Origin of the sequence: Janthinobacterium sp. NKUCC06_STL, assembly GCF_019345455.1 — a bacterium.
GTDB classification, from domain to species: Bacteria; Pseudomonadota; Gammaproteobacteria; order Burkholderiales; family Burkholderiaceae_D; genus Janthinobacterium; species Janthinobacterium rivuli.
Genome location: NZ_JAHKQY010000006.1, coordinates 276,024 through 296,994, shown reverse-complemented (window position 1 = coordinate 296,994; position 20,971 = coordinate 276,024). Strand labels below are relative to the sequence as shown.

At 64.6% G+C, this 20,971-nt stretch carries 17 protein-coding genes; 15 read left to right on the top strand and 2 right to left on the bottom strand.

Annotated elements, in window-relative coordinates:
- The first annotated feature begins 11 nt into the window (after positions 1-11).
- On the top strand, positions 12-1,403 hold the full coding sequence (gene hydA / locus KO539_RS20115) for a dihydropyrimidinase (protein WP_219311149.1): 1,392 nt from the start codon (positions 12-14) through the stop codon (positions 1,401-1,403).
- 10 nt (positions 1,404-1,413) lie between these two features.
- The gene (locus tag KO539_RS20110; protein ID WP_219311236.1) at positions 1,414-2,649 is read left to right on the top strand and encodes a Zn-dependent hydrolase; all 1,236 of its coding nucleotides are present in this window, start codon (positions 1,414-1,416) and stop codon (positions 2,647-2,649) included.
- 2 nt (positions 2,650-2,651) lie between these two features.
- Here KO539_RS20110 and KO539_RS20105 read toward each other — a convergent pair whose 3' ends face one another.
- Together KO539_RS20105 and KO539_RS20100 are read right to left on the bottom strand one after the other, a co-directional pair.
- Positions 2,652-4,406 carry an allantoate amidohydrolase gene (locus KO539_RS20105; protein WP_219311147.1) on the bottom strand — a complete coding sequence of 585 codons (1,755 nt, stop codon included), beginning with the start codon at positions 4,404-4,406 and terminating at the stop codon, positions 2,652-2,654.
- A gap of 73 nt (positions 4,407-4,479) precedes the next feature.
- Positions 4,480-5,418, bottom strand: coding sequence for a LysR family transcriptional regulator (locus KO539_RS20100; RefSeq protein ID WP_034754583.1), 939 nt, complete (start codon positions 5,416-5,418; stop codon positions 4,480-4,482).
- Positions 5,419-5,549: 131 nt separating this feature from the next.
- Here KO539_RS20100 and KO539_RS20095 point away from each other — a divergent pair, with 131 nt between their 5' ends.
- The 13 genes from KO539_RS20095 to KO539_RS20035 all read left to right on the top strand — a co-directional run bounded on the left by KO539_RS20095 (position 5,550) and on the right by KO539_RS20035 (position 20,960).
- A complete protein-coding gene (locus KO539_RS20095; RefSeq protein ID WP_219311145.1) occupies positions 5,550-6,782 on the top strand; it encodes a urate hydroxylase PuuD in 1,233 nt (410 codons plus the stop codon).
- The gene (locus KO539_RS20090; protein ID WP_219311143.1) at positions 6,779-8,014 is read left to right on the top strand and encodes a M20/M25/M40 family metallo-hydrolase; all 1,236 of its coding nucleotides are present in this window, start codon (positions 6,779-6,781) and stop codon (positions 8,012-8,014) included. Before KO539_RS20095 ends, KO539_RS20090 begins: the two co-directional genes overlap by 4 nt.
- Before the next feature lie 56 nt (positions 8,015-8,070).
- Positions 8,071-8,985, top strand: coding sequence for a LysR family transcriptional regulator (locus tag KO539_RS20085; RefSeq protein ID WP_219311141.1), 915 nt, complete (start codon positions 8,071-8,073; stop codon positions 8,983-8,985).
- A gap of 174 nt (positions 8,986-9,159) precedes the next feature.
- A complete protein-coding gene (locus KO539_RS20080) occupies positions 9,160-9,831 on the top strand; it encodes a DUF4286 family protein (RefSeq protein ID WP_219311139.1) in 672 nt (223 codons plus the stop codon).
- 108 nt (positions 9,832-9,939) lie between these two features.
- The gene (locus tag KO539_RS20075) at positions 9,940-11,268 is read left to right on the top strand and encodes an MFS transporter (protein WP_219311138.1); all 1,329 of its coding nucleotides are present in this window, start codon (positions 9,940-9,942) and stop codon (positions 11,266-11,268) included.
- A 7-nt stretch (positions 11,269-11,275) separates the two neighbouring features.
- Complete coding sequence (locus tag KO539_RS20070) at positions 11,276-11,953, top strand: DUF2848 domain-containing protein (protein WP_219311135.1); 678 nt, start codon at positions 11,276-11,278, stop codon at positions 11,951-11,953.
- A gap of 5 nt (positions 11,954-11,958) precedes the next feature.
- Complete coding sequence (locus KO539_RS20065) at positions 11,959-13,308, top strand: amidase (protein WP_219311134.1); 1,350 nt, start codon at positions 11,959-11,961, stop codon at positions 13,306-13,308.
- 128 nt (positions 13,309-13,436) lie between these two features.
- Positions 13,437-14,729 carry a paraquat-inducible protein A gene (locus tag KO539_RS20060; RefSeq protein WP_374106462.1) on the top strand — a complete coding sequence of 431 codons (1,293 nt, stop codon included), beginning with the start codon at positions 13,437-13,439 and terminating at the stop codon, positions 14,727-14,729.
- Positions 14,722-16,353 carry an intermembrane transport protein PqiB gene (locus KO539_RS20055; protein WP_219311129.1) on the top strand — a complete coding sequence of 544 codons (1,632 nt, stop codon included), beginning with the start codon at positions 14,722-14,724 and terminating at the stop codon, positions 16,351-16,353. The genes KO539_RS20060 and KO539_RS20055 overlap by 8 nt, the downstream gene beginning before the upstream one ends.
- Positions 16,350-16,946 (top strand): membrane integrity-associated transporter subunit PqiC, encoded by a 597-nt coding sequence (locus KO539_RS20050; protein ID WP_257626363.1) that lies wholly within the window; start codon positions 16,350-16,352, stop codon positions 16,944-16,946. The genes KO539_RS20055 and KO539_RS20050 overlap by 4 nt, the downstream gene beginning before the upstream one ends.
- Before the next feature lie 53 nt (positions 16,947-16,999).
- The gene (locus KO539_RS20045; protein ID WP_219311128.1) at positions 17,000-17,401 is read left to right on the top strand and encodes a DUF2946 domain-containing protein; all 402 of its coding nucleotides are present in this window, start codon (positions 17,000-17,002) and stop codon (positions 17,399-17,401) included.
- Positions 17,402-17,478: 77 nt separating this feature from the next.
- A complete protein-coding gene (locus tag KO539_RS20040; RefSeq protein ID WP_257626362.1) occupies positions 17,479-19,602 on the top strand; it encodes a TonB-dependent receptor domain-containing protein in 2,124 nt (707 codons plus the stop codon).
- An 8-nt stretch (positions 19,603-19,610) separates the two neighbouring features.
- A complete protein-coding gene (locus KO539_RS20035; RefSeq protein WP_219311126.1) occupies positions 19,611-20,960 on the top strand; it encodes a PepSY domain-containing protein in 1,350 nt (449 codons plus the stop codon).
- Positions 20,961-20,971 lie beyond the last annotated feature (11 nt).

The window sequence follows — 20,971 nt, the reverse complement described above, 5'->3', positions numbered from 1 at the left end:
AAGGAGACAAGATGACTACACTGATACGTGGCGGTACCGTCGTCAACGCCGACCGCGCCTTTCGCGCCGATGTGCTGATCGAGGGCGACACGATTGCCGCCGTCGGCGAGAACTTGCCGGTGCCGGTGGGCGCCACGGTGATCGACGCGGGCGGCCTGTACGTGATGCCGGGCGGGATCGACACGCACACGCACATGAATTTGCCCTTCATGGGCACCGTGACGTCCGACGATTTTTTCACCGGCACGGCAGCGGGTCTGGCGGGCGGCACCACCACCATCATGGACTTCGTCATTCCCGCGCCCAAGCAGTCGCTGATCGAAGCGTACCACCAGTGGCGCGAATGGTCGGCCAAGGCGGCCGGCGACTATACCTTCCACGTGGCGATCACATGGTGGAGCGAGCAGGTACATGAAGAAATGGGAGTGCTGGTGCGCGAGCATGGCGTAAACAGCTTCAAGCACTTCATGGCCTACAAAAACGCCATCATGGCCGACGATGAGACGTTGGTGAAAAGCTTTACCCGTTCGCTGGAGCTGGGCGCGCTGCCCACCGTGCATGCGGAAAATGGCGAGCTGGTTTTTCAATTGCAGCAAGCCTTGCTCAAGAAGGGGATCACGGGGCCGCAGGCGCACCCGCTGTCGCGCCCACCGGCCGTGGAAGCGGAGGCAGCCAACCGCGCCATCGCCATTGCCAACGTCCTCAATACTCCCGTGTACATCGTGCACGTCTCGTGCGCGGAATCGCTCGACGCCATCGCGCGGGCGCGCGCCAACGGCCAGCGCGTGTATGGCGAGGCGCTGGCGGGCCACCTGGTGATCGACGACAGCGTCTACCAGAGCGACGATTTCGACTACGTGGCGGGCCACGTCATGAGCCCGCCGTTTCGCGGCAAGCACCACCAAGCGGCCCTGTGGCACGGCCTGCAAAGCGGCAACCTGCACACGACGGCCACCGACCACTGCACCTTCTGTGCCGAGCAGAAGGCGGCCGGCAAGGACGACTTTACGCGCATCCCGAACGGCTGCGGCGGCGTCGAGGAACGCATGGCTGTCGTGTGGGACGCTGGCGTCAATTCCGGCATGCTCACGCCTTCCGAATTCGTCAAGGTCAGTTCCACCAATGCGGCGCAGATCTTCAATATGTATCCGCGCAAGGGCGTCATCGCCGCAGGCAGCGACGCCGACATCGTGCTGTGGGACCCGCAGGGCACGCGCACCATTTCCGCCGCCACGCAATTCGCCAAAGGGGGCTTCAACGTCTTCGAAGGGCGCACCGTGCGCGGCATCCCCAGCACCACGATTGCCGCCGGCAAGGTGGTGTTCCACAAGGGCGAACTGATGGCCGTCGAAGGGGCCGGGCGCTATATCGAACGCCCAGCGTTTTCCGCCACCACCGCATAAGGAGTTGATGATGGATGCATTGCGTATCAATGGCGAACGACTGTGGGCGGCCCTGATGGAGCTGGCGCAGATAGGCGCGACAGCGAAGGGCGGCGTCAAGCGCCTGGCCCTGACGGACCTGGACAAGCAGGGACGCGACCTCGTGGTGGGCTGGGGGCGCGAAGCGGGCATGAGCATCACGATCGACCAGATCGGCAATGTCTTCATGCGCCGCGACGGCGTGGATAATACCTTGCCGCCCGTGATGACGGGCAGCCATATCGACACGCAACCGACGGGCGGCAAGTTCGATGGCAATTACGGCGTGCTGGCCGGCCTGGAAGTGGTGCGCACCCTGAACGATTTGCACATCAAGACGCAGGCGCCCATCGAGGTGGCTTTCTGGACCAACGAGGAAGGCTCGCGCTTCGTGCCCGTGATGATGGGGTCCGGCGTGTTCTGCGGCGCCTTCTCGCTGGAGACGGCGTATGCGGCCAAGGACACGGAAGGAAAGACCGTGGGCGAGGAGCTGGCGCGCATCGGATACAAGGGCGAGCAGGTGCCGGGCGACCATCCGATTGGTGCCTATTTTGAAACGCATATCGAACAGGGCCCCGTGCTGGAAGACGCCGATAAAGTCATCGGCGTGGTGCCTGCCGTGATGGGCCTGTCGTGGTACGACTGCGTGGTGACGGGCATGGAAGCGCATGCGGGACCCACGCCTATGGGACTGCGCAAGGATGCGCTGCAAGTGGCCACGACCATCATGCAGGAAGTCGTCGCCATTGCCAACCGCTACCCGCCGTATGGGCGCGGCACGGTGGGCATGGTGCAAGTCTTCCCGAACAGCCGCAACGTGATCCCCGGTGAAGTCACATTCAGCATCGACCTGCGCAATGTGAACGACGAACTGCTCAACACCATGCATGGCGAGATCACGGCTTTTATTGACGCCACACGCGAAAAAACAGGCTTGGGTATTTCACTGGAAAGGGTATCCTATTACCCGCCATGCCCATTCCACCCCGACTGCGTGGGCGCCGTGCGCAACGCCACGGCAAAGCTGGGCTACTCCGTGATGGACGTGGTCTCCGGCGCGGGCCACGACGCCATCTACGCGGCCCGGCTGGCGCCGGCAGGCATGATCTTCGTGCCGTGCAAGGACGGCATCAGCCACAATGAAATCGAAGACGCCAAGCCCGAGCACCTGGAAGCGGGCTGCAACGTGCTGCTGCACGCGATGCTGGAGCGGGCCGTGGCCGTGTAATCTCAGGGCTTCGGCTGGAAGCTGCGCAAGAACGCCAGCAGCGCGCGCGCCGCGATGTCGGCGTCGTCCGCCGTCATGGTTTCCAGCGGGTTGTGGCTGATGCCGCCATTGCCGCAGCGGGTAAACAGCATGGCCACGTCGGTGATGGCGGCCATGGCCATGGCGTCGTGGCCGGCGCCCGACAGCAATGCGAATGGTTCGATGCCGACGGATTCCACGGCTTGCGCCAGCTGCGCCATCAGCCATGGCGCGCAGGGCGCCGCACGCGCCGACAGCAGCAGTTCCAGCTGGTAGTCGATCTGGCGCCGCGCGCAGATGGCGGCGATGCCATCGAGAATATCGTCGACGGCCGCCTGACGCACGGCATCAACAGCTGCGCGGATATCGAGCGACAGGGTACAGGCGCCGGCGATCACATTGACGGAGCCGTTGGGCACGTACAGCTGGCCCACGGTGCCCACCAGCGCCTCGCCCTGGTTGCAGCGCTGTTCCACCAGCAGGATGATTTCGGCGGCCGCGCTGGCGGCATCCTTGCGCATGGTCATGGGCGTGGTGCCCGCGTGGCTGGCCACGCCGTCAAGATTGACCAGGTAGCGCGAGCTGCCGGCAATCGCCGTGACGATCCCCAGCGGCAGGTCGCGTTCCAGCAGCACGGGACCCTGCTCGATATGCACTTCCACATAGCCGAGCAAATTCGCCGGATCGCGCGCGATGGCGCCGATGGCGCTCGCCTCGTGGCCGGCGGCGGCCAGCGCGTCGCGCATGCTCACGCCATCTGCATCGACCTGCTCCAGCAGCGACACGTCGAACTTGCCCGTGATAGCCGTGCTGCCCAAAAACGTGCTCTTGAAGCGCACGCCTTCTTCCTCGGCGAAGCCGACGACCTCGAAGTGGAAGGGCAGCTTTTCGCCTCGCTCGTGGAGATGGCGCACGACGGCGATCGGCAGCACGATGCCCAGCCGGCCGTCGTACTTGCCGCCATTGCGCACCGTGTCGTAGTGCGATCCCGTCATCAGGGTCTTCGCGCCGGGGATATCGGACAGATAGCGGCCGACCACATTGCCGACGGCGTCGATGTGCACCTGCATGCCGGCGTCCCGCATCCAGTCGGCCAGCTGCGCGGCCGTTCTCTGGTGCGCCGGCGTCAGGTAGGCGCAGGTCAGGTTGTAATCGCTGTCGCTCCAGCCGGCCAGGGTTTCGGCCTGCTGCATGATGGCCGGGCCGAAGTCCAGGCGCACGTCGAACAGGTCGTTCAGGCGCAGTTCGGCGATGCGCTTGATCTGCCGTAGCGATTCGGCCAGTTCATCGGCGCGCCGGTTCTTCAGGCGCCGCGCAAACGTGGCGATGATGTCCTGCCGCGTCAAACCTTCACCCGTCGGGCCCTTGACGGCCAGGATGAAGGGAAAGCCGAACTTGGCGTTGTATTCACTGTTGAGGCGCTGCAGGGTGGCAAATTCGTCGGCGCTGCACAGGTTCAGGCCGGACTTGGCTTGCTCGCGCGTCGATTCCGCCGTCAGCTGGCCCGCGATGGCGGCCTTGCCGGCCAGTTCGGGGTGGGCGCGGATCAGCCCCAGCTGCTCCTCAGGCGAGGCGTGCGCCAGCACGCGCTGCAGCTCCGTCTTGAGTGCCGTCAGACTGGCAAACGGCCGGGCGGCGGCCGCGCGCTGGGCGATCCAGGGCGAATGTTCATAGATGCCATGCAGCCGTGCGATAAAGTCTGCCGGGCTGCCGGCGTTCAGGTCTGAAAGGGTGGTCATGGTTTTCCGATCATGCAAGCGGTGATGATAGCGCCCCGTTCCTGCGTCCATTATATGCGCGTGCTGATAGCTGCTATCTCTGCACCAGCGCCTTGGCGGCCGCGCTGACCTGGTCGCGCAGCCATTTGTGCTCGGGCGCCTGGTGCACGCGCTGGTGCCACAGCTGGTAAAAGCGCATGGGCGGGAATTTCAAGGGCACGGTATACGTTTTCAGCGGCAGCGTCTTTTCATAGAAGCGCATGAATTGCCGGCCCGTGGTCAGCACCAGGTCCGTCTGCGTCAGCATGTAGGGGATCAGGCCGAAATACGCCGATTCCACCACCACGTTGCGCTGCAGGTTTTGCCGTTCGAGGAAGGAGTCGATGACGCCGTGGTAGCCGGGCATCATCTGCGACGGCGCCACGTGGGGCAGGCTCAGATAGTCGTCGAGGGTCATGGCGTCGCTGGCCGTGCGCCGCGCATAGGCGTTTTCCGCATGCATGGCGCAGATGATGGGGTCTTCGAACAGCTTCGAGATGTGCAGGTGCGCGGGCGGCTCGTCCCAATTGGCGATCACCAGGTCGAGGCCACCATCGGACAGCTGGCGGATATGGTCGATGCCCGGTCCCAGGCTGTGCAGCACGACGCGGCTTTTCGGCGAGCCGCGGCGCAGCAGGGCCACCACGTTGGGCAGGAACTGGCTGTCCAGGTAGTCGGGCGCGGCGATATGGAAGGTGCGCGCCTCTTCCTGCGCCACGAACGGCGTCTTCTTGACGAACAGGCTTTCCGTCTGGTCGAGGATGCGCTTGGCCGGATTGAGCAGGCTTTCGCCATGCTGGGTCGGCACCATGCCGCGCGCCCCGCGCACGAGCAGCGGGTCACCCGTCAGTTCTCTAAGCTTGCGCAAGGAGGCGGAAATCGAGGGCTGCGGCTGATTGAGCTTCAATGCCACGCGCGAGACATTCTTTTCCACCAGCAGCAGGTAGAGGATGCGGATCAGGTGCAGGTCGAGGTGTTGCGGCAGGCTGGACATGTGGCGGCGCCTCTGTTGTATATCGATTTGAATATGTCAAATATACGATATATTTCATGTGATGGGCGGTAAATCCGTTTATCTTGTGTAGATTGGCACGAATATTGGTTCGGTCTGACTAGAGGAAATTTATGGAAGTATTCGCCTACCTGATCCCGTACGGCCTTGAGTGGCTGAACCTGATCGTCCGCTGGCTGCACGTCATCACGGGCATCGCCTGGATCGGTGCTTCCTTTTATTTCGTCTGGCTCGATAACTCGATCCGCCCGCCCGCACCGGGCTCCGAGCTGGCGAAGAAGGGCGTGTCGGGAGAACTGTGGGCCGTGCATGGCGGCGGTTTCTACAACCCGCAAAAATACCTGGTGGCGCCGGCCGAATTGCCGAAGGAACTGCACTGGTTCAAGTGGGAAGCGTATTCGACGTGGCTGTCCGGTTTCGCGCTGCTGACCATCGCGTATTACTTCAATGCCCAGGCCATGATGATCGACAAATCCGTGGCCGATATCAGCAGTGGCCAGGCCGTCGGCATCGGCATCGCCACCCTCGTCATCGGCTGGACCGTGTACGACCTGCTGTGCAGGTCAAAATTGGCGCAGTATGAACTGTGGTTCGGCGTGACCGTGTTCGCGCTGATCGTCGGCGCCGCCTATGTGCTCACGCATTTGCTCAGCGGGCGCGCCGCCTACATCCACGTGGGTGCCATGATCGGCACCATCATGGTGGCCAATGTGCTGATGCTGATCATTCCCGGCCAGCGCAAGATGGTCGAGGCCATGGCTGCCGGCAAGCTGCCCGACCCAAAGCACGGCCTGAAGGCCAAGCAGCGCAGCGTGCATAACAATTATTTTACGTTGCCGGTGCTGTTCATCATGATCAGCAACCACTACGCGATGACTTACCGGAACGACCACGCATGGCTGGTGCTGGCGCTGGTCATGGCGGCCGGCGTCTTCATTCGCCACTTCTTCAACCTGCGCCACAAGGGACGTGTCGAGTGGCGCTATCCGGCCATCGGCGTGGCCTTGCTGCTGGCCGTGGCTATCGCCATCGCACCGAAAGCACCGGTGGCCGTGGCGGCTGCGCCGGCGGTGGACCCTGTCGCGCAGTTCAAGAGCGTGCATGCCATCATCGCCCAGCGCTGCGCCACCTGCCATTCGGCCCAGCCCACGCAAGCCGGTTTCGCCACGGCGCCGGCCGGCATGATGCTCGATAATGAAACCCAAATCCGCCAGCACGCGGCGCAAATCTACAAGCAGGCCATCGAATTGAAGGCCATGCCGATCGGGAACCTGACGAATATGACGGAGGCCGAGCGCAGCGAATTGGGCGCCTGGCTGCAACAGACCATGCAAGGAGCAAAATGACTACGCACGCAGAAAAAATCACGGCCTGGATCGACGACCACTTCGATGAAGAAGTCGCCTTTTTACAGCAGGTGGTGCAGCAGCCGACGGATACGCCGCCCGGCAACAACGCGCCCCATGCGGAGCTGGTGGCGCAGTTGCTGCAGGCGTATGGCTGGCACGCCGAAAAACACGCGGTCCCTGCCGACCAGGTGGAAGCGTACGGCATGCAGAGCATCACCAATTTGATCGTGCGCCGCCCCTACGGCGCAGGCGGGCCGACCGTGGCCCTGAATGCGCATGGCGACGTGGTGCCGCCCGGCGACAACTGGACGTATCCGCCATATGGCGGGCAGATCGACGGCGGCTATATGTATGGCCGCGCGACGGCCGTCTCAAAAGGCGATTTCGCCACCTATGTGTTTGCCGCGCGCGCGCTGGAAGCCCTGGGCATTCCCTTGAAGGGACAGCTGGAACTGCATTTTACGTACGACGAGGAATTCGGCGGTTTGCTGGGGCCGGGCTGGCTGCTGGAACAGCAACTGACGAAGCCCGATTTCGTCATCGCCGCCGGTTTCAGCTACGGCATCGTCACGGCGCACAACGCCTGCCTGCAGCTGGAAATCACCGTGCATGGCAAGTCGGGCCACGGCTCCATGCCGGAGACGGGGCATGACGCGCTGCAGGCGGCCAACAAGATCCTCAACGCGATCTATGGCCAGTTGCCGGAGCTGAAAAAGATCAAGTCCAAAGTGGCCGGCATCGACTCGCCCACCATGCTGGTGGGCCGCATCGACGGCGGCACGAATACCAATGTGGTGCCGGGCAGGGTGGTCATGAAGATGGACCGCCGCATGATTCCCGAAGAAGACCCGGTGGCGGTGGAGGCGCAGGTGCGCGCGCTGATCGAGGACGCCGTGCGCGGCGAGCCTGGCATCCGCATCGAGATCCGCCGCCTGCTGCTGTCGCATGCGCTGCGCCCCTTGCCCGGTTCCGAACAGCTGGTCGGCAGCCTGCAGAAAAACGCGCAAGCCATCCTCGGCGAAACCATACCCGCCGTCGGCACGCCCCTGTATGCGGATGCGCGCCTGTATGGCGAACGGGGCATCCCCGCCGTGCTGTATGGCGCCGGCCCGCGCACGGTGCCCGAATCGAACGCGAAGAAGGCCGACGAGCGCCTGGCGCTCGACGATTTGCGCAAGGCCAGCAAGATCGTTGCCCTGACCTTGCTCGACTTCCTGGGCGCGAAATAGAACGGACGCTTTGGCTTACAATGGGGCGGACACTCAACCTGTGAAGAAGAGCTCCATTGAATACCCGTTTTCTCGAAGCGTTTGTCTGGGCCGCGCGCCTGGGTAGTTTTCGCACGGCCGCCGACAAGCTGCACATCACGCAGGCGGCCATCTCGAACCGCATCGCCTCGCTGGAGCAGGACTTCGGCACGCGTCTGTTCGACCGCGACGCGCGTGAAATCCGCCTGACTTTTGCCGGGCGCAACCTGCTCGTGTACGCCGAGCGCATGCTGGAACTGTGCCGCGACATGTATGCGGCCAATTCCTCGCCCGCGCTGATCACGGGCGAAGTGCGCATCGGTGTCATCGAAACCATCGTGCATACCTGGCTGATCCCGTTCCTGCAGCGCGTGCAGGAGCGCTATCCCGGTATCGAGATTCAACTGACGTCCGAATCGACGCGCCGCCTGCACGAACAGCTGCAGCAGGGCGAGCTTGATATCGCGCTGCAGACGGATATGCTGACGGGCGACCATATCCGCAGCACGGGCAGCGGCGCCATCGCCATGGGCTGGGCAGGGCGGGCCGCCGACTGGCCCGATACGGGCAAGCCGTTCACGGTGGCGCAACTGGCGCAGCATCCGATCATCACCATGAACCGGGGCTCGCAGCCGCATTCCGCTTTAAAGGCGCTGTGCCAGGACGAGGGCGTGCAGCTGGGCCGCGTCCACTGCGTCAGCTCGATCTCCGCCATCGTGCGCCTGGTCAAAGCGGGCTTCGGCATCGCCGTGCTGCCGCTGGCGCCCCTGCGCGAGGAAATCGAACAGGGCCACATCGCCCTGATTCCCTGCACCAGCAGCCTCGCGCCGCAGCGTATCGTCATCAGCTACAGCGAAGACATCACCACGGAGGCGATCCAGCTGGTGGCCATGCTGGCGTGCGAGGAGGCGGCCCGGTTTAGCGTGGGACTCGCTGACGAGTACGGAGCTTGACGCTGTGGCGTAGGTCGGATTAGCGCCCAAGCGCGTAATCCGACAACATTGTTGGCCTCATCTCCACCCACAAGAAAAACTTATCAGTCGCGTTCAGAATAACCCGTTTGCCAAGTGATGGCGCGCCACCTATTCTGGGTTGGCATACCACCCATAACGCAGAACGGAACCATCATGACGACGTCCCCCACCTTGCCAGGCATCCTGTTTGTCTGGACCAGCGCCGACCCGGAACACGAACGCGATTTCAACCGCTGGTACGATCGCGAACACGTGGAAGAGCGCGTGCGCATTCCCGGCTTCGTCAGCGGCACGCGCTACCAGAGCGTGCGCGGCCCGCGTAAATACCTGGGCCTGTACCGCACCGTGTCGCTGGGCGCCTTCCAGACGCCCGACTACTTCAAGGCCTTCGGCCAGCAGACGCCATGGTCGCTGACGAACTTGCAGCGCATGGTCGACCCGATGCGCCGTGTATGTGCCATCGAGGCGGAAACGGGCATGGGCACGGGCGCCTGGCTGGCCGTGCTGCGTCTGGGCGCGCCAGCCATCGGCCAGGACGCGCAAGCCGTGGACGCCATGGCCACGCTGGGAACGAAGCTGCTGCAGATCGACGGCGTCATTGCCACGCGCCTGCTGACACCTGACGCGAAGCTGTCCGGCCCCCTGCCTGCGGAGCAGAAGGAGGGCCGCGTGCTCGATCCGATTTTCCTGATCGACGCCTCGTCGGAAAGCGCCGCCGCGGCGGCCGCCGATGCCGCCAGCGCGGCGCTGGGCCTTGATGGCGCCGAGGCGGCCATCCTGCAACTGTCCTGGCAACTGCGCGAGGCCGACCTGCACGCGGCCTGACATCGCCGCGCGCATCTTGCCGGCACGGATAACACGAGACACGGGCCACGGCGCAGGGCAAAGCATCCTGCGCCGGGCCTGCAATAAAACTGACGAGAGAGGTAGGCAATGAGCACATATACGAACGCTGCGCATCCGGCGGCCCAGGCACCGGGCGAGAAGGCTACGACGGCCAAGACGGGCCGCCTGGCCACGGCCAGCATGGTCGGCACGACCCTGGAATGGTATGACTTCACCGTCTACAACACCATGGCCGCACTGATCTTCAACCACCTGTTCTTTCCCTCGTTCGACCCGCTGACGGGCACCATCCTGGCCTTTTCCACATATGCCGTCGGCTATATCTCGCGTCCCATCGGCGGCGTGATCTTCGGTCACCTGGGCGACAAGCTGGGACGTCGCTGGGTGCTGGTGGTGACCTTGATGCTGATGGGCGTGACAACGGGCCTGATGGGCCTCTTGCCGACTTATGCGACGGCCGGCATCTGGAGCCCGATCCTGCTGGTGGCGCTGCGCTTCGTGCAGGGCATCGCGCTCGGCGGCGAATGGGCGGGCGCCGTGCTGATCTCCGTCGAACACGGCGCGCCGGACAAGCGGGGCCGCAACGCTTCGTGGACGCAGGTGGGTCCCTCGTTCGGCACCTTGCTGGCGACCGGCTGCATTGGCCTGATCACCTACCTGCTGCCGCATGAAGCATTCATGGACTGGGGCTGGCGCATGCCATTCATCGCCAGCCTGCTGCTGGTGGCGTTCGGCATGTGGATACGCAGCGGCATCGAGGAAACTCCGCTGTTCAAGGAACTCGATCAGCAGGATGCGAAGGCGGAAGCGCCGATCGGCGACGTGCTGCGCCTCTATTGGCGCCGTTTGCTGATCGCCGGCGGCGTGCGCATCGGCTCGGACGTGCTGTATGCACTGGTGGTGGTGTTCACCCTGACGTACGTGACGACGGTGCTGCACCTGTCGTCGACGCTGGCACTGACCGCCATCATGATCGGCACGGCTTGCAATGCATTGGCGGTGCCCGTGTTTGGCGCGCTGTCGGACAAGATCGGCCGCCGTCCCGTGTATGCGCTGGGCGCCATCCTGGGTCTCGTGTGGGCGTTTGCCTTCTTCACCCTGCTCGATACGGCCAGCCCGGCCGCCATCGTCATCGCTGTCGTTGTGGGCCTGGTCATCCACGCCATCATGTACGGTCCGCAGGCCGCCTTCGTCATCGAACAATTTCCCACCAAGGTACGCTATGCGGGGTCTTCGCTGGCCTACACCCTGGCCGGCGTCATCGGCGGCGGTTTCGCGCCGCTCGTCATCGCCAGCCTGTATCGCTCGTACAACAGCACCATGGCCGTCTCGCTGTATGTGGCGGCCGCCTTGCTGATCACCGGCGCCGCCGTCTTTGCGGCCAGAGAAACGGGCCGCGGCCCCCTTGAGGAATAAGAAAATCATGACCACCCATACCTTCAACCTGGCCGGCCACGGCCCCGTCACCTTCGACATCGATCACCTCATCATCGCCGGCTGGACGGGCCGCGACATGGCGATGGTGGAGCACCATATCGCCGAACTGGAAGCCATCGGCGTGGCGCGTCCGAAAAGCGTGCCGACGTTTTACCGGGTCTCTGCGGCCCTGCTCTCCAGCGACGCCGCCATCGAAGTGCCGGGCAGCGATTCGTCCGGTGAGGCGGAATTCGTGCTGTTTTCCACGGCATACGGCCTGCTGGTGGGCATCGGCTCCGATCATACGGACCGCAAGGTGGAAAGCTATGGCGTGACGGTGTCCAAGCAGATGTGCGGCAAGCCCGTAGGCGACACCCTGTGGCGCTATGCCGACGTGGCCGGCCACTGGGACCAGTTGCAGATGCGCTCCTGGCGCGAGCGCGCCGGCGTGCCGGCCCTGTACCAGGATGGTCCCGTGACGCGCATGCTGTCGCCGGAAGACCTGATCTTGCGCTACACGGGGCAGGCGACCCTGCCGGTGGGCAGCGCCATGTTCTGCGGCACGCAGCCCATCATCGGCGAGATGGGCCATGGCGACGCCTTCGAACTGGAGCTGTATGATCCAGCTTTGCAGCGCCGCCTGCAGCACCGCTATGCCGTGCAAACCCTGCCCGTGGAAGGATAAATGCAATGACCAAGACCATCCGTGAACTGGCCGCCGACCTGGCCGCCGGCCGCATCACCAGCGTGGAACTGACGCAACGCATGCTGGCACGCGCCGAGGCGCATCAGGCGCAGGGCGGCCATGCCTATGTCAGCCTTGATGGAGAGCAGGCGCTGGCCGAGGCCCGTGCCAGTGATGCGGCACGCGCCGCAGGCCTGGTGCCTTCGCCGCTGGCCGGCGTGCCCATCTCGATCAAGGACCTGTTCGACGTCAAGGGGCAAACCAGCAGCGCCGCCTCGCTGGCGCTGGCTGATGCACCGCCTGCCGAGGCAGACGCGGGCGCCGTGGCGCGCCTGCGCGCGGCTGGCGCCGTCCTGCTGGGCCGCACCAACATGAGCGAATTCGCGTTTTCCGGCCTGGGCTTGAATCCCCATTACGGCACGCCGCGCAATCCGCTGGACGGCGCGCGCGTGGCGGGCGGTTCCACCTCGGGCGGCGCCGTGACGGTGGCTTTGGCGATGGCGGCCGGCGCGCTGGGCACGGACACGGGCGGCTCGATCCGCATTCCGTCCGCCTTTTGCGGCTTGACGGGCTTCAAGCCGACGGCCGCTTCCGTGCCGCTGGCTGGCACAGTGCCCCTGTCGCGCTCCCTCGATTCGGCCGGCCCCATCGCCCACAGCGTCGACTGCTGCGCCATTTTGTATGCAGCGCTGTCGGGCCATGACATCGGCGCGCAGGCGCCGGCATTGAAAGGCTTGCGCTTCGGTTTTACCCTTGACTACGTCGGTACGCACGTGGAGCCGCAGGTGCAGCAGGCTTTCGATGCGGCGCTGGACCAACTGCGGCAAGCGGGTGCCCTGGTCGAGCAGTTCGATTTCCCGGAATTGCTGGAGCTACCGACGATCAATGGCGGTGGCGGCCTGGTGGCGGCGGAAGCCTGGCACTGGCACAGGGCGCTGCTGGAAGAGAAAGGCGCGCAATACGACCAGCGCGTGGCGGCGCGCATCCGCCGCGGCCATCAGCAAGGCGCAGCCGACTACATCGACTTGCTCGATGCGCGTGCGCGCCTGATCGCCATCGCGAAGCAGCGCCTGGCGCCATTCGACGCCTGGCTGATGCCCAGCGTAGCCGTACTCGCGCCGGAAGTCGCGCCGCTGGAAGCGGATGATGCCACCTTCTTTGCCACGAACGGTCTGGTGCTGCGCAACGCCAGCGTGATCAACTTCCTCGACGGCTGCGCGCTGTCCTTGCCTTGCCATGCGGAGGGTGAGCTGCCCGTGGGGCTGGGCATTTGCGGTCTGGCCGGCGCCGACGATCAGGTGCTGCAAATCGGCCGCGCCGTGGAGGCGCTGTTGCGGGGGAGTGGAAAAGAGTAATACCGTAGTGCAGGAAAATGCCAACTCTGTCATGATGGCTGGCATTAACATGGGAAAGTCGCGCTTCAGGCGCCGGCAAACTTCACACTGTGCACCGATACGACCTGATTAGCTGTCATGACTGCGGCGTGTTGTACCGCAAACGTCCGCTGCGTCCACGCGAAAAGGCGCGCTGCATCCGTTGCCGCTCGGTGTTGTATCGCGGCGCCCACGCGCGCGGCGCATCGGCCGAATTGAGCAAGGTGGTGGCGCTCACCCTGGGCGCCGCCTTCGTTTTCCTGATCGCCCAGTTTTTCCCCATCGTCGAACTCGACGTCAACGGCCTGACTTCCAGCGCCACCCTGCTCGGTTCGATCCGCGTGCTGTGGTCCGAGCAGATGCACATCGTGGCGACGATGGTCTTCCTGTTTACCATACTCTTTCCCGCCATCGAACTCGGTTCGCTGCTGTATGTGGCGCTGGGCTTGCGCGGCGGCGTCAAGGTGCCGGGCTTTAACCGCGTGCTGCGCGCCGTGCAGACGGCGCGCGAATGGGGCATGACGGAGGTGCTGATGATCGGCATCCTGATCACCGTCGTCAAGATGACCAGCCTGGCCACGGTGCTGCCGCAACCGGGGCTGTTCGCGTTTGGCGCGCTGACCCTGATGCTGGCCATCGTCGTCTCGTTCGACCCCAAGGCCCTGTGGAACCTGGGCGACGACCTGACCCGCCAGGCGCTGCCCGGCATCCGCTACAAGGCCTTCGCACCGGGCGAGAAGGTGCTGCCTTGCCATGCTTGCGGCCTGGTGGCGCCGCCGCTGGGCAAGGGCAAACACCTGGCGTGCGTGCGCTGCGGCACGGCCCTGCACGTGCGCAAACCGGACAGCATCAACCGCACCTGGGCCTTGCTGATCGCCGCCATGCTCCTCTACATTCCCGCCAACCTGCTGCCCGTGATGGTGACGCAATCGCTGTTCGGCGCGCAGGACGACACCATCATGAGCGGCGTGGTGCTGTTCTGGACCAGCGGCTCGAAAGGCCTGGCCATCATCATTTTCATCGCCAGCGTGGTCGTGCCGATGCTGAAGCTGGGCGTGCTGGCGCTGCTGGCGTTCACGGCGCAGCGGCGTTCGCGCTGGCGGCCGCGCCAGCGCACCATTTTGTACCGCATGGTTGAATTCATCGGCCGCTGGTCCATGCTCGACATCTTTGTTGTCACCCTGACGGTGGCCCTGGTGCGCTTCAAGTCGCTGGCCGTGATCACGGCCGGCCCAGGCGCGCTGGCCTTTGGCGCCGTGGTGGTGCTGACCATGCTGGCGGCGATGCAGTTCGACCCGCGCCTGATCTGGGACCCTGTCGACGACAAGGCGGCCGAGGATGAAAAACGCAGCAGTGCGGAAAATACCGGAAACAATACAGTGATTGGAGAACAGCATGTCTGACAAAGAAGCGGGCGGCCTTGCCGAAACGGGTGGCCGTCCATTGCCGGAACCCGATGTGGAACAGGGCAGCCGCTGGCTGCCGTCGCTGGTATGGCTCATTCCGCTGCTGGCCGCGCTGATAGGCGCCGGCCTGGCCGCCAAGTCCATCCTTGACCAGGGGCCCACGGTGACGGTCAGCTTCAAGAGCGCCGAAGGCCTGGAGCCGGGCAAGACCAAGGTCAAATACAAGGATGTCGATATCGGCCAGGTGCGCGCCATCACCCTGGGCGACGATTTGAGCAATGTCCTCGTGACGATCGACATGAGCAAGGAGGCGCGCCGTTTCGCCACCGCCGATTCGCGCTTCTGGGTGGTGCGTCCGCAGATCGGCGCCAGCGGCGTGACGGGCCTGGGCACCTTGCTGTCGGGCGCCTACATCGGCGTCGACACGGGCAAGTCGGAAGCCAAAAAGGAGAATTTCATCGGCATGGAGAGTCCGCCCGCCGTGGCCGGTGACCAGAAGGGCAAGCTGTACACCCTGCATGCGGAAAGTCTCGGTTCCGTCGACGTGGGTTCGCCCCTGTTCTTCCACCGCCTGCGCGTGGGCAAGGTGGTCAGCTTTGCGCTGGACAAGGATGGCAACGGCATTACCATGTCGGTCTTCGTGAACGCGCCATACGACCAGTTCGTCGGCAAGAATGCGCGCTGGTGGCATGCCAGCGGCGTCGATGTGCGCTTGGATTCCAACGGCTTCAAGTTGAACACGCAGTCGCTGGCCGCCATGCTGGTGGGCGGCATCGCCTTCGAGGCGGAAAATGGCCGCAAGCCCGAAGAGCCGGCGCCGGCCAATACCAATTTCCGCCTGGCGGCCGACGAGGCCAGCGCCATGCGCGAACCCGATGGCGAGGCGATCACCACCGTGTTCTATTTCGACCAGTCGCTGCGCGGCTTGCAGCCTGGCGCCACGGTGGACTTCCGCGGCATCGTGCTGGGCGAGGTGCGTTCGGTGGGCATCGAGTTCGATCCCGTGAAGAAGAACTTCCGCATGCCCGTCACCGTCAACCTGTACCCGGCCCGCCTGGGCATGCGCTTCAAGGCCGCCGTCGACGATGAGGAAGGCTCGGCCGGGCACCAGCTGCTCGAACGCATGGTCAGTAGGGGCTTGCGCGCGCAGCTACGCACGGGCAACCTGCTCACCAGCCAGCTGTACATCGCGCTGGACTTCTTCCCGAAAGCGCCGAAAGTGGCGCTCGATCCGAACAGGTATCCGCTGGAAGTGCCGACCGTGCCCAATACCCTCGATGAACTGCAGACGCAGATCGCCAGCATCGCCCGCAAGCTCGATCAGGTGCCGTATGCGGAGATCGGCAATAACCTGAACGCCACCATCAAGCAGGCCAATACCCTGTTCAAGCAGCTCGATGGCCAGGTGGTGCCGGAAATGCGCGATACCCTGACGGCGGCGAAACAGACCTTCGGTTCGGCCGAACAGGTGCTGCAAAAGGATTCGCCGCTGCAGTCGGACGTGCGCCAGGCCTTGCAGCAGCTGACGCAAACCCTGCAATCGCTCAATGCCTTGTCGGATTACCTGGAACGTCATCCCGAGTCCCTGATCCGCGGTAAAAAAGGAGATGAAAAAAAATGATGAAACCGATTTTTTCCGCGCTGCTGGCGGCCAGCCTGCTGGGCGCCTGCTCCACGCCCCAGCCCGAACATTTCTATACGCTGAGCGGCGGCGCCGACGCGCAGCCGGCCAAGCCCGTCAAATACTATGTCGAGGTGCTGGCCGTCAGCGTGCCGCAGCAGGTGAGCCGCAACCAGTTTGTTGTGACGGCGCCTTCGGGCCGCATCGAATTGCTGGAGCAGCAGCGCTGGGCGGGGCCGCTGGCAGGCGAGATCGGCCAGGCCCTGTCGACGGCCGTGACGAACGACCTGGGCGCCATCGACGTGTTCCGCACGCCATACCCGGACAAGCTGCCCGTGTACCGCATCAGCACCAATGTGCAGCGTTTCGAGTCGGTGATGGGACAGTATGCGCTGATCGACGCTGTGTGGAGCGTGCGCCAGCTGGCCAGCAACAAGGTGGTGACGTGCCGTACGATCGCCAATGAAAAGGTGGGCGCCGGCTACGATGAACTGGTGCTCGGCCACCGCCGCGCCGTGAACCGCATCGCTGCCGATACGGCAAGCGTGGTGCGCGCTTTTGACAACGGCAACGCCGCCTGCCCGGCCGCCTGAGCCGCTTTCCGCTACCCAGTCCCGGCGGCCGCTGGTAAAATGCGGCCATGGGAATGACCTTGTTCACGCGCCGCTTCGCCGCCTGGATCGCCTGTTTCGCGATCCTGCTGGCGGCGCTCGCGCCATCGATTTCCCAGGCCGTCGCCAGCGCCAAGCAGGAATCCGGCTCCGGTTGGGCGGAAATCTGCTCGGTGGCCGGCATCCGTTTTGTCCAGCTTGTGCAGGCCGGTGACGGCGCCGCCGATGAAAAGTCAGGCGACAAGGTCATGCAGATGCAGCATTGCGCCTTCTGTTCCACGCATGCGGGCTCCGTCGGCCTGCCGCCGACCAGCCCCGTGCTGCCGCTGCTTGTGGCCAGCGGCACGGCCATTTTCCCGTCCCTGTACTACCAGTCACCCGCACCGCTGTTCATCTGGTCCACCGCGCAATCGCGCGCGCCGCCCGCTCTCGCCTGAGTTTTTGTATTTTCAATGCTGGCGCTGTCCACCTTGCGGTGTGACGCGCAGCATCCGCACACTTAGACGAGAATCACATGAACAAGAAATTATTGGTGCTGGCCGCGGCCATCACCGTGGCTTACCCGTGCGCGCAGGCGCAGCAACCTGACCAAACTGATCACGCCATCGACACCGTCGTCGTTTCCGGCTCGCGCGCGCAATCGTGGCTGTCCGAAACGCCGCAAGCGATCGGCGTCGTCAATGCCAAAACGCTGGAACGCGACAAGCCCAAGACCATGGGCGATATCCTCAACCGCATCGCCGGCGTGTACTGGAATGACCTGGGCAACGAACAGCACAGCATGAGCATCCGCCAGCCCATCGGCACGAATGCCGTCTACCAGTACCTGGAGGACGGCATTCCCATCCGCCCGCTGGGCGTCTTCAACCATAACTCGCTCAACGAAATGAACATGGCGGGCGCCAGCGGCGTGGAAGTGGTGAAGGGCGCCGCCTCGTCGCTGTACGGCAGCAATGCCGTCGGCGGCGCCGTCAATTTCCTCACGGCCGGCGCCAGCGCCACGCCGACGGCCAAGGTCGGCGTGCGGCGCGACAGCGTGGCTGGCTACACCCGCTACGACACTTCCGCCAGCGATACCTGGGGTCCGCTGGGACTGCGTTTTTCCCATTACAGCTCGCGCCGTTCGCGCGATAACTGGCAGGAGTACAGCTATGGCGACAAGGATTCGTTCTCGCTGCGCGCCGACTATGCGCTCAGCCCCACTTCGCAGTTGCGCGCCACCATCGTCCACACGGATCTCGATGCGGCGATGACGGGCAGCCTGTTCGAAAACGATTACCGCAGCAATCCCGGCAAGAGTTTGAATACGTTTACCTACCGCAAGGACAAGACCACACGCATGAACCTGGCGTGGGAAGGCGCGACGACGGTCAATGGCACGAGCACCGTCACCGTGTTTACGCGCAAGAACGACCATGGGCAGATTCCCGCGTATTCCATAGGCAGCTGCGCGGGCATGCTGTGCAAGGGCGTCATCAACAACAACCACGTCGATTCGTTGGGCCTGGACGTGAAACACCAGCAGGAATTCGCGTGGCTGCGTTCGCGCCTGGTCGCTGGTGTGTACGTGGACAAGAGCGACAATCCCTTTGTCAGTGACAATCTGTCCATCGTGCGCGATGCCGCCACGGGCCGCTACCTGCGCTACTCCGTGGCCAATGCCAGCAATCCGCAGGGCGTGCGCGACTACCAGACGGATATCCTCAACACGGCCGTCTTCGCGCAATGGGAATTTTCTCCGCTGGCGGGCACGCGCGTGGTGCTGGGTGGCCGTTCTGACGCCATCCGCTACGACTACCATAACAAGCTGGCGCCCGGCGGCAGCGTCAATTACGGCGCGCCCGACGAGTCGCGCAGTTTTTCGCATGTGAGTCCGAAGCTGGGCGCCACCTACGCCATCGGCCATGCGGGCAGCGCGTATGCGAACGTCAGCCAGGGCTTCACGCCGCCGGAAGTGAGCCAGTTATATGGCAAGACGGGCATCGCCAACTTGCAGCCGTCCGTCTACAACAACTATGAACTGGGCCTGCGCTGGGCCTTTTTGCAGGGCCGTTTGAAACTCGATACGGCCCTGTACCGGCTCGATGGGCGCGACACCATCGTCAGCTACACGCTCTCGCCGGGCAACAGCGAAAACCGCAATGCGGGGCGCACGCGCAGCGAAGGGCTGGAGCTGGGCCTGAATTACGACAGCGGCCCGTTCGACGCGCGCTTCGCCACGGCCATCGCGCGCCACCGCTACCTGCGCTACCAGCTCTCCGCTACCCTCGATTACAGCGGCCGCGCCATGCCGCAGGCGCCGCGCGACATCACCTCGTTCGAGATCGGCTACAAGCCCGTGGCCGGCGCGCGTATCGCACTTGAAGCCGTGCACCAGGGGCGCTACTGGATGAACAATGCCAACACGGTGGAGTACAAGGGCCACGCCTTGCTGAACCTGCGCGCCAGCTATCAGGTCGCGCGCGGGCTGGAAGCGTGGGCGCAGGTGCGCAACCTGGCCGATAAGCGCTATGCCGATTCGGCCAGCAGCAGCTACGCGGGCACGGGCAGCTATGCGCCGAACAGCCAGAACCAGTACACGCCCGGTGCGCCGCGCAGCGTGATGCTGGGCCTGTCCTATACCTATAACGCACTGTGAGGATGGCCATGGACGATTTCACCTTTCTCATCGCGCGGCGCAAAAGCCTGTACTGGCGCATCCACTTCTGGGCCGCACTGATCGCCTCGCCGTTTGCCCTGATGGCCACCCTGACGGGCATTTTGTACGTGTTCACGCCGCAGATCGAGGCAAGGCTGTACCAGCACCTGGACCATGTGGCGCCGCAAGCGTCCATGCTGCCGCTGGACGCCGCCGTGGCGGCTGCGGAGCGGGCTGCGCCTCGAGGCTGGGCGGTGCAGCACGTGGTGCCGCCGTTTCAACAGGACGATGCGGTGCAGGTGGCGTTCGCGCCGCCCGGCGGCGCGCAGGATGAACATGCGGGCCATGGCGGACATGCCGCGCCGCTCACGCCCGCCAGGCCGAAGTTCGGCCTGCCCGCGCAAGCCATCGTCGTGTATGTGAATCCCTATGACGCGCGCGTGCTGGGCAGCCTGGCCAGCAGCGAGCGCTTCGGCAACTGGGCGAAAAAGCTGCATTCGCGCCTGCTGCAAAACGATGGCTGGCGCTGGATGATCGAGCTGGCGGCCAGCTGGCTGATGGTGATGCTGGTGACGGGCGTGGTGCTGTGGTGGCCGCGCGGCGCGCAATCGGGCTTGCCGAAGCGGGGCGCGCGGGGCCGCAATGGCTGGCGCCAGTGGCATGCTTTCCTGGGCGTGGCGCTCGGCATCGTCAGTGTCGTGATCCTGACGACGGGCCTGACGTGGAGCCAGCAGGCGGGCGGGCGCATCCGCGCGTTGCGCGACGTCAGCGGCCAGGCGCCGCCGCCCGTGCCACGTGATTTGCACTCGCGCGAGGAGGGTGCTCCGCTCGACTGGCAGGATGCGTGGCAGGTAGCGCGCAGCCACGCGCCCGCCATCGCCGTGCAGCTGACGGCGCCGGCCAGCCAGGACGATGTGTGGCGCGCCACCATGGCTGACCGCAGCCAGCCCCCCTTGCGCTTCGACCTGCAATTCGATGCCTATAGCGGCAAGCCCCTGTATTACGCGGGGTGGGAAGCGCAGACGGCGTTCGGCAAGGCCACCGCCATCGGCATTCCGTTCCACCGCGGCGAATTCGGCTGGTGGAACCAGGCCTTGCTGCTGCTGTTCGGCGCCAGCGTGCTGTTCTCGCTGGTGTCGGGCTGGGTGATGTTTTTCAAACGGCGATTGCCTGACTCGCTGGGTTTACCCAGGCTGCTGCCAGGCGCCTGGACGTCGCCTTCCGCGCTGGCCTGGCTGGCGGCAGCCGCCATGTGCGCGCTGATGCCGCTGCTGCTCGCTTCCGGTGGCATGCTGTTGCTGCTGGAGCTGTTCCTGGCGAAATGCGGTGCGCGTATCGGCAGGATGCGACTGCGCTAGAATAAGGGGTG

What these genes read in the sequence shown, in the direction of transcription:
- KO539_RS20065 (WP_219311134.1), top strand. Translation starts at nt 11,959, where the DNA reads ATGACCAAGACCATCCGTGAACTGGCCGCCGACCTGGCCGCCGGCCGC.
- KO539_RS20095 (WP_219311145.1), top strand. Translation starts at nt 5,550, where the DNA reads ATGGAAGTATTCGCCTACCTGATCCCGTACGGCCTTGAGTGGCTGAAC.
- KO539_RS20110 (WP_219311236.1), top strand. Translation starts at nt 1,414, where the DNA reads ATGGATGCATTGCGTATCAATGGCGAACGACTGTGGGCGGCCCTGATG.
- KO539_RS20040 (WP_257626362.1), top strand. Translation starts at nt 17,479, where the DNA reads ATGAACAAGAAATTATTGGTGCTGGCCGCGGCCATCACCGTGGCTTAC.
- KO539_RS20075 (WP_219311138.1), top strand. Translation starts at nt 9,940, where the DNA reads ATGAGCACATATACGAACGCTGCGCATCCGGCGGCCCAGGCACCGGGC.
- KO539_RS20080 (WP_219311139.1), top strand. Translation starts at nt 9,160, where the DNA reads ATGACGACGTCCCCCACCTTGCCAGGCATCCTGTTTGTCTGGACCAGC.
- KO539_RS20070 (WP_219311135.1), top strand. Translation starts at nt 11,276, where the DNA reads ATGACCACCCATACCTTCAACCTGGCCGGCCACGGCCCCGTCACCTTC.
- KO539_RS20090 (WP_219311143.1), top strand. Translation starts at nt 6,779, where the DNA reads ATGACTACGCACGCAGAAAAAATCACGGCCTGGATCGACGACCACTTC.
- KO539_RS20105 (WP_219311147.1), bottom strand. Translation starts at nt 4,406, where the DNA reads ATGACCACCCTTTCAGACCTGAACGCCGGCAGCCCGGCAGACTTTATC.
- hydA (WP_219311149.1), top strand. Translation starts at nt 12, where the DNA reads ATGACTACACTGATACGTGGCGGTACCGTCGTCAACGCCGACCGCGCC.
- KO539_RS20100 (WP_034754583.1), bottom strand. Translation starts at nt 5,418, where the DNA reads ATGTCCAGCCTGCCGCAACACCTCGACCTGCACCTGATCCGCATCCTC.
- KO539_RS20035 (WP_219311126.1), top strand. Translation starts at nt 19,611, where the DNA reads ATGGACGATTTCACCTTTCTCATCGCGCGGCGCAAAAGCCTGTACTGG.
- KO539_RS20045 (WP_219311128.1), top strand. Translation starts at nt 17,000, where the DNA reads ATGACCTTGTTCACGCGCCGCTTCGCCGCCTGGATCGCCTGTTTCGCG.
- KO539_RS20055 (WP_219311129.1), top strand. Translation starts at nt 14,722, where the DNA reads ATGTCTGACAAAGAAGCGGGCGGCCTTGCCGAAACGGGTGGCCGTCCA.
- KO539_RS20050 (WP_257626363.1), top strand. Translation starts at nt 16,350, where the DNA reads ATGATGAAACCGATTTTTTCCGCGCTGCTGGCGGCCAGCCTGCTGGGC.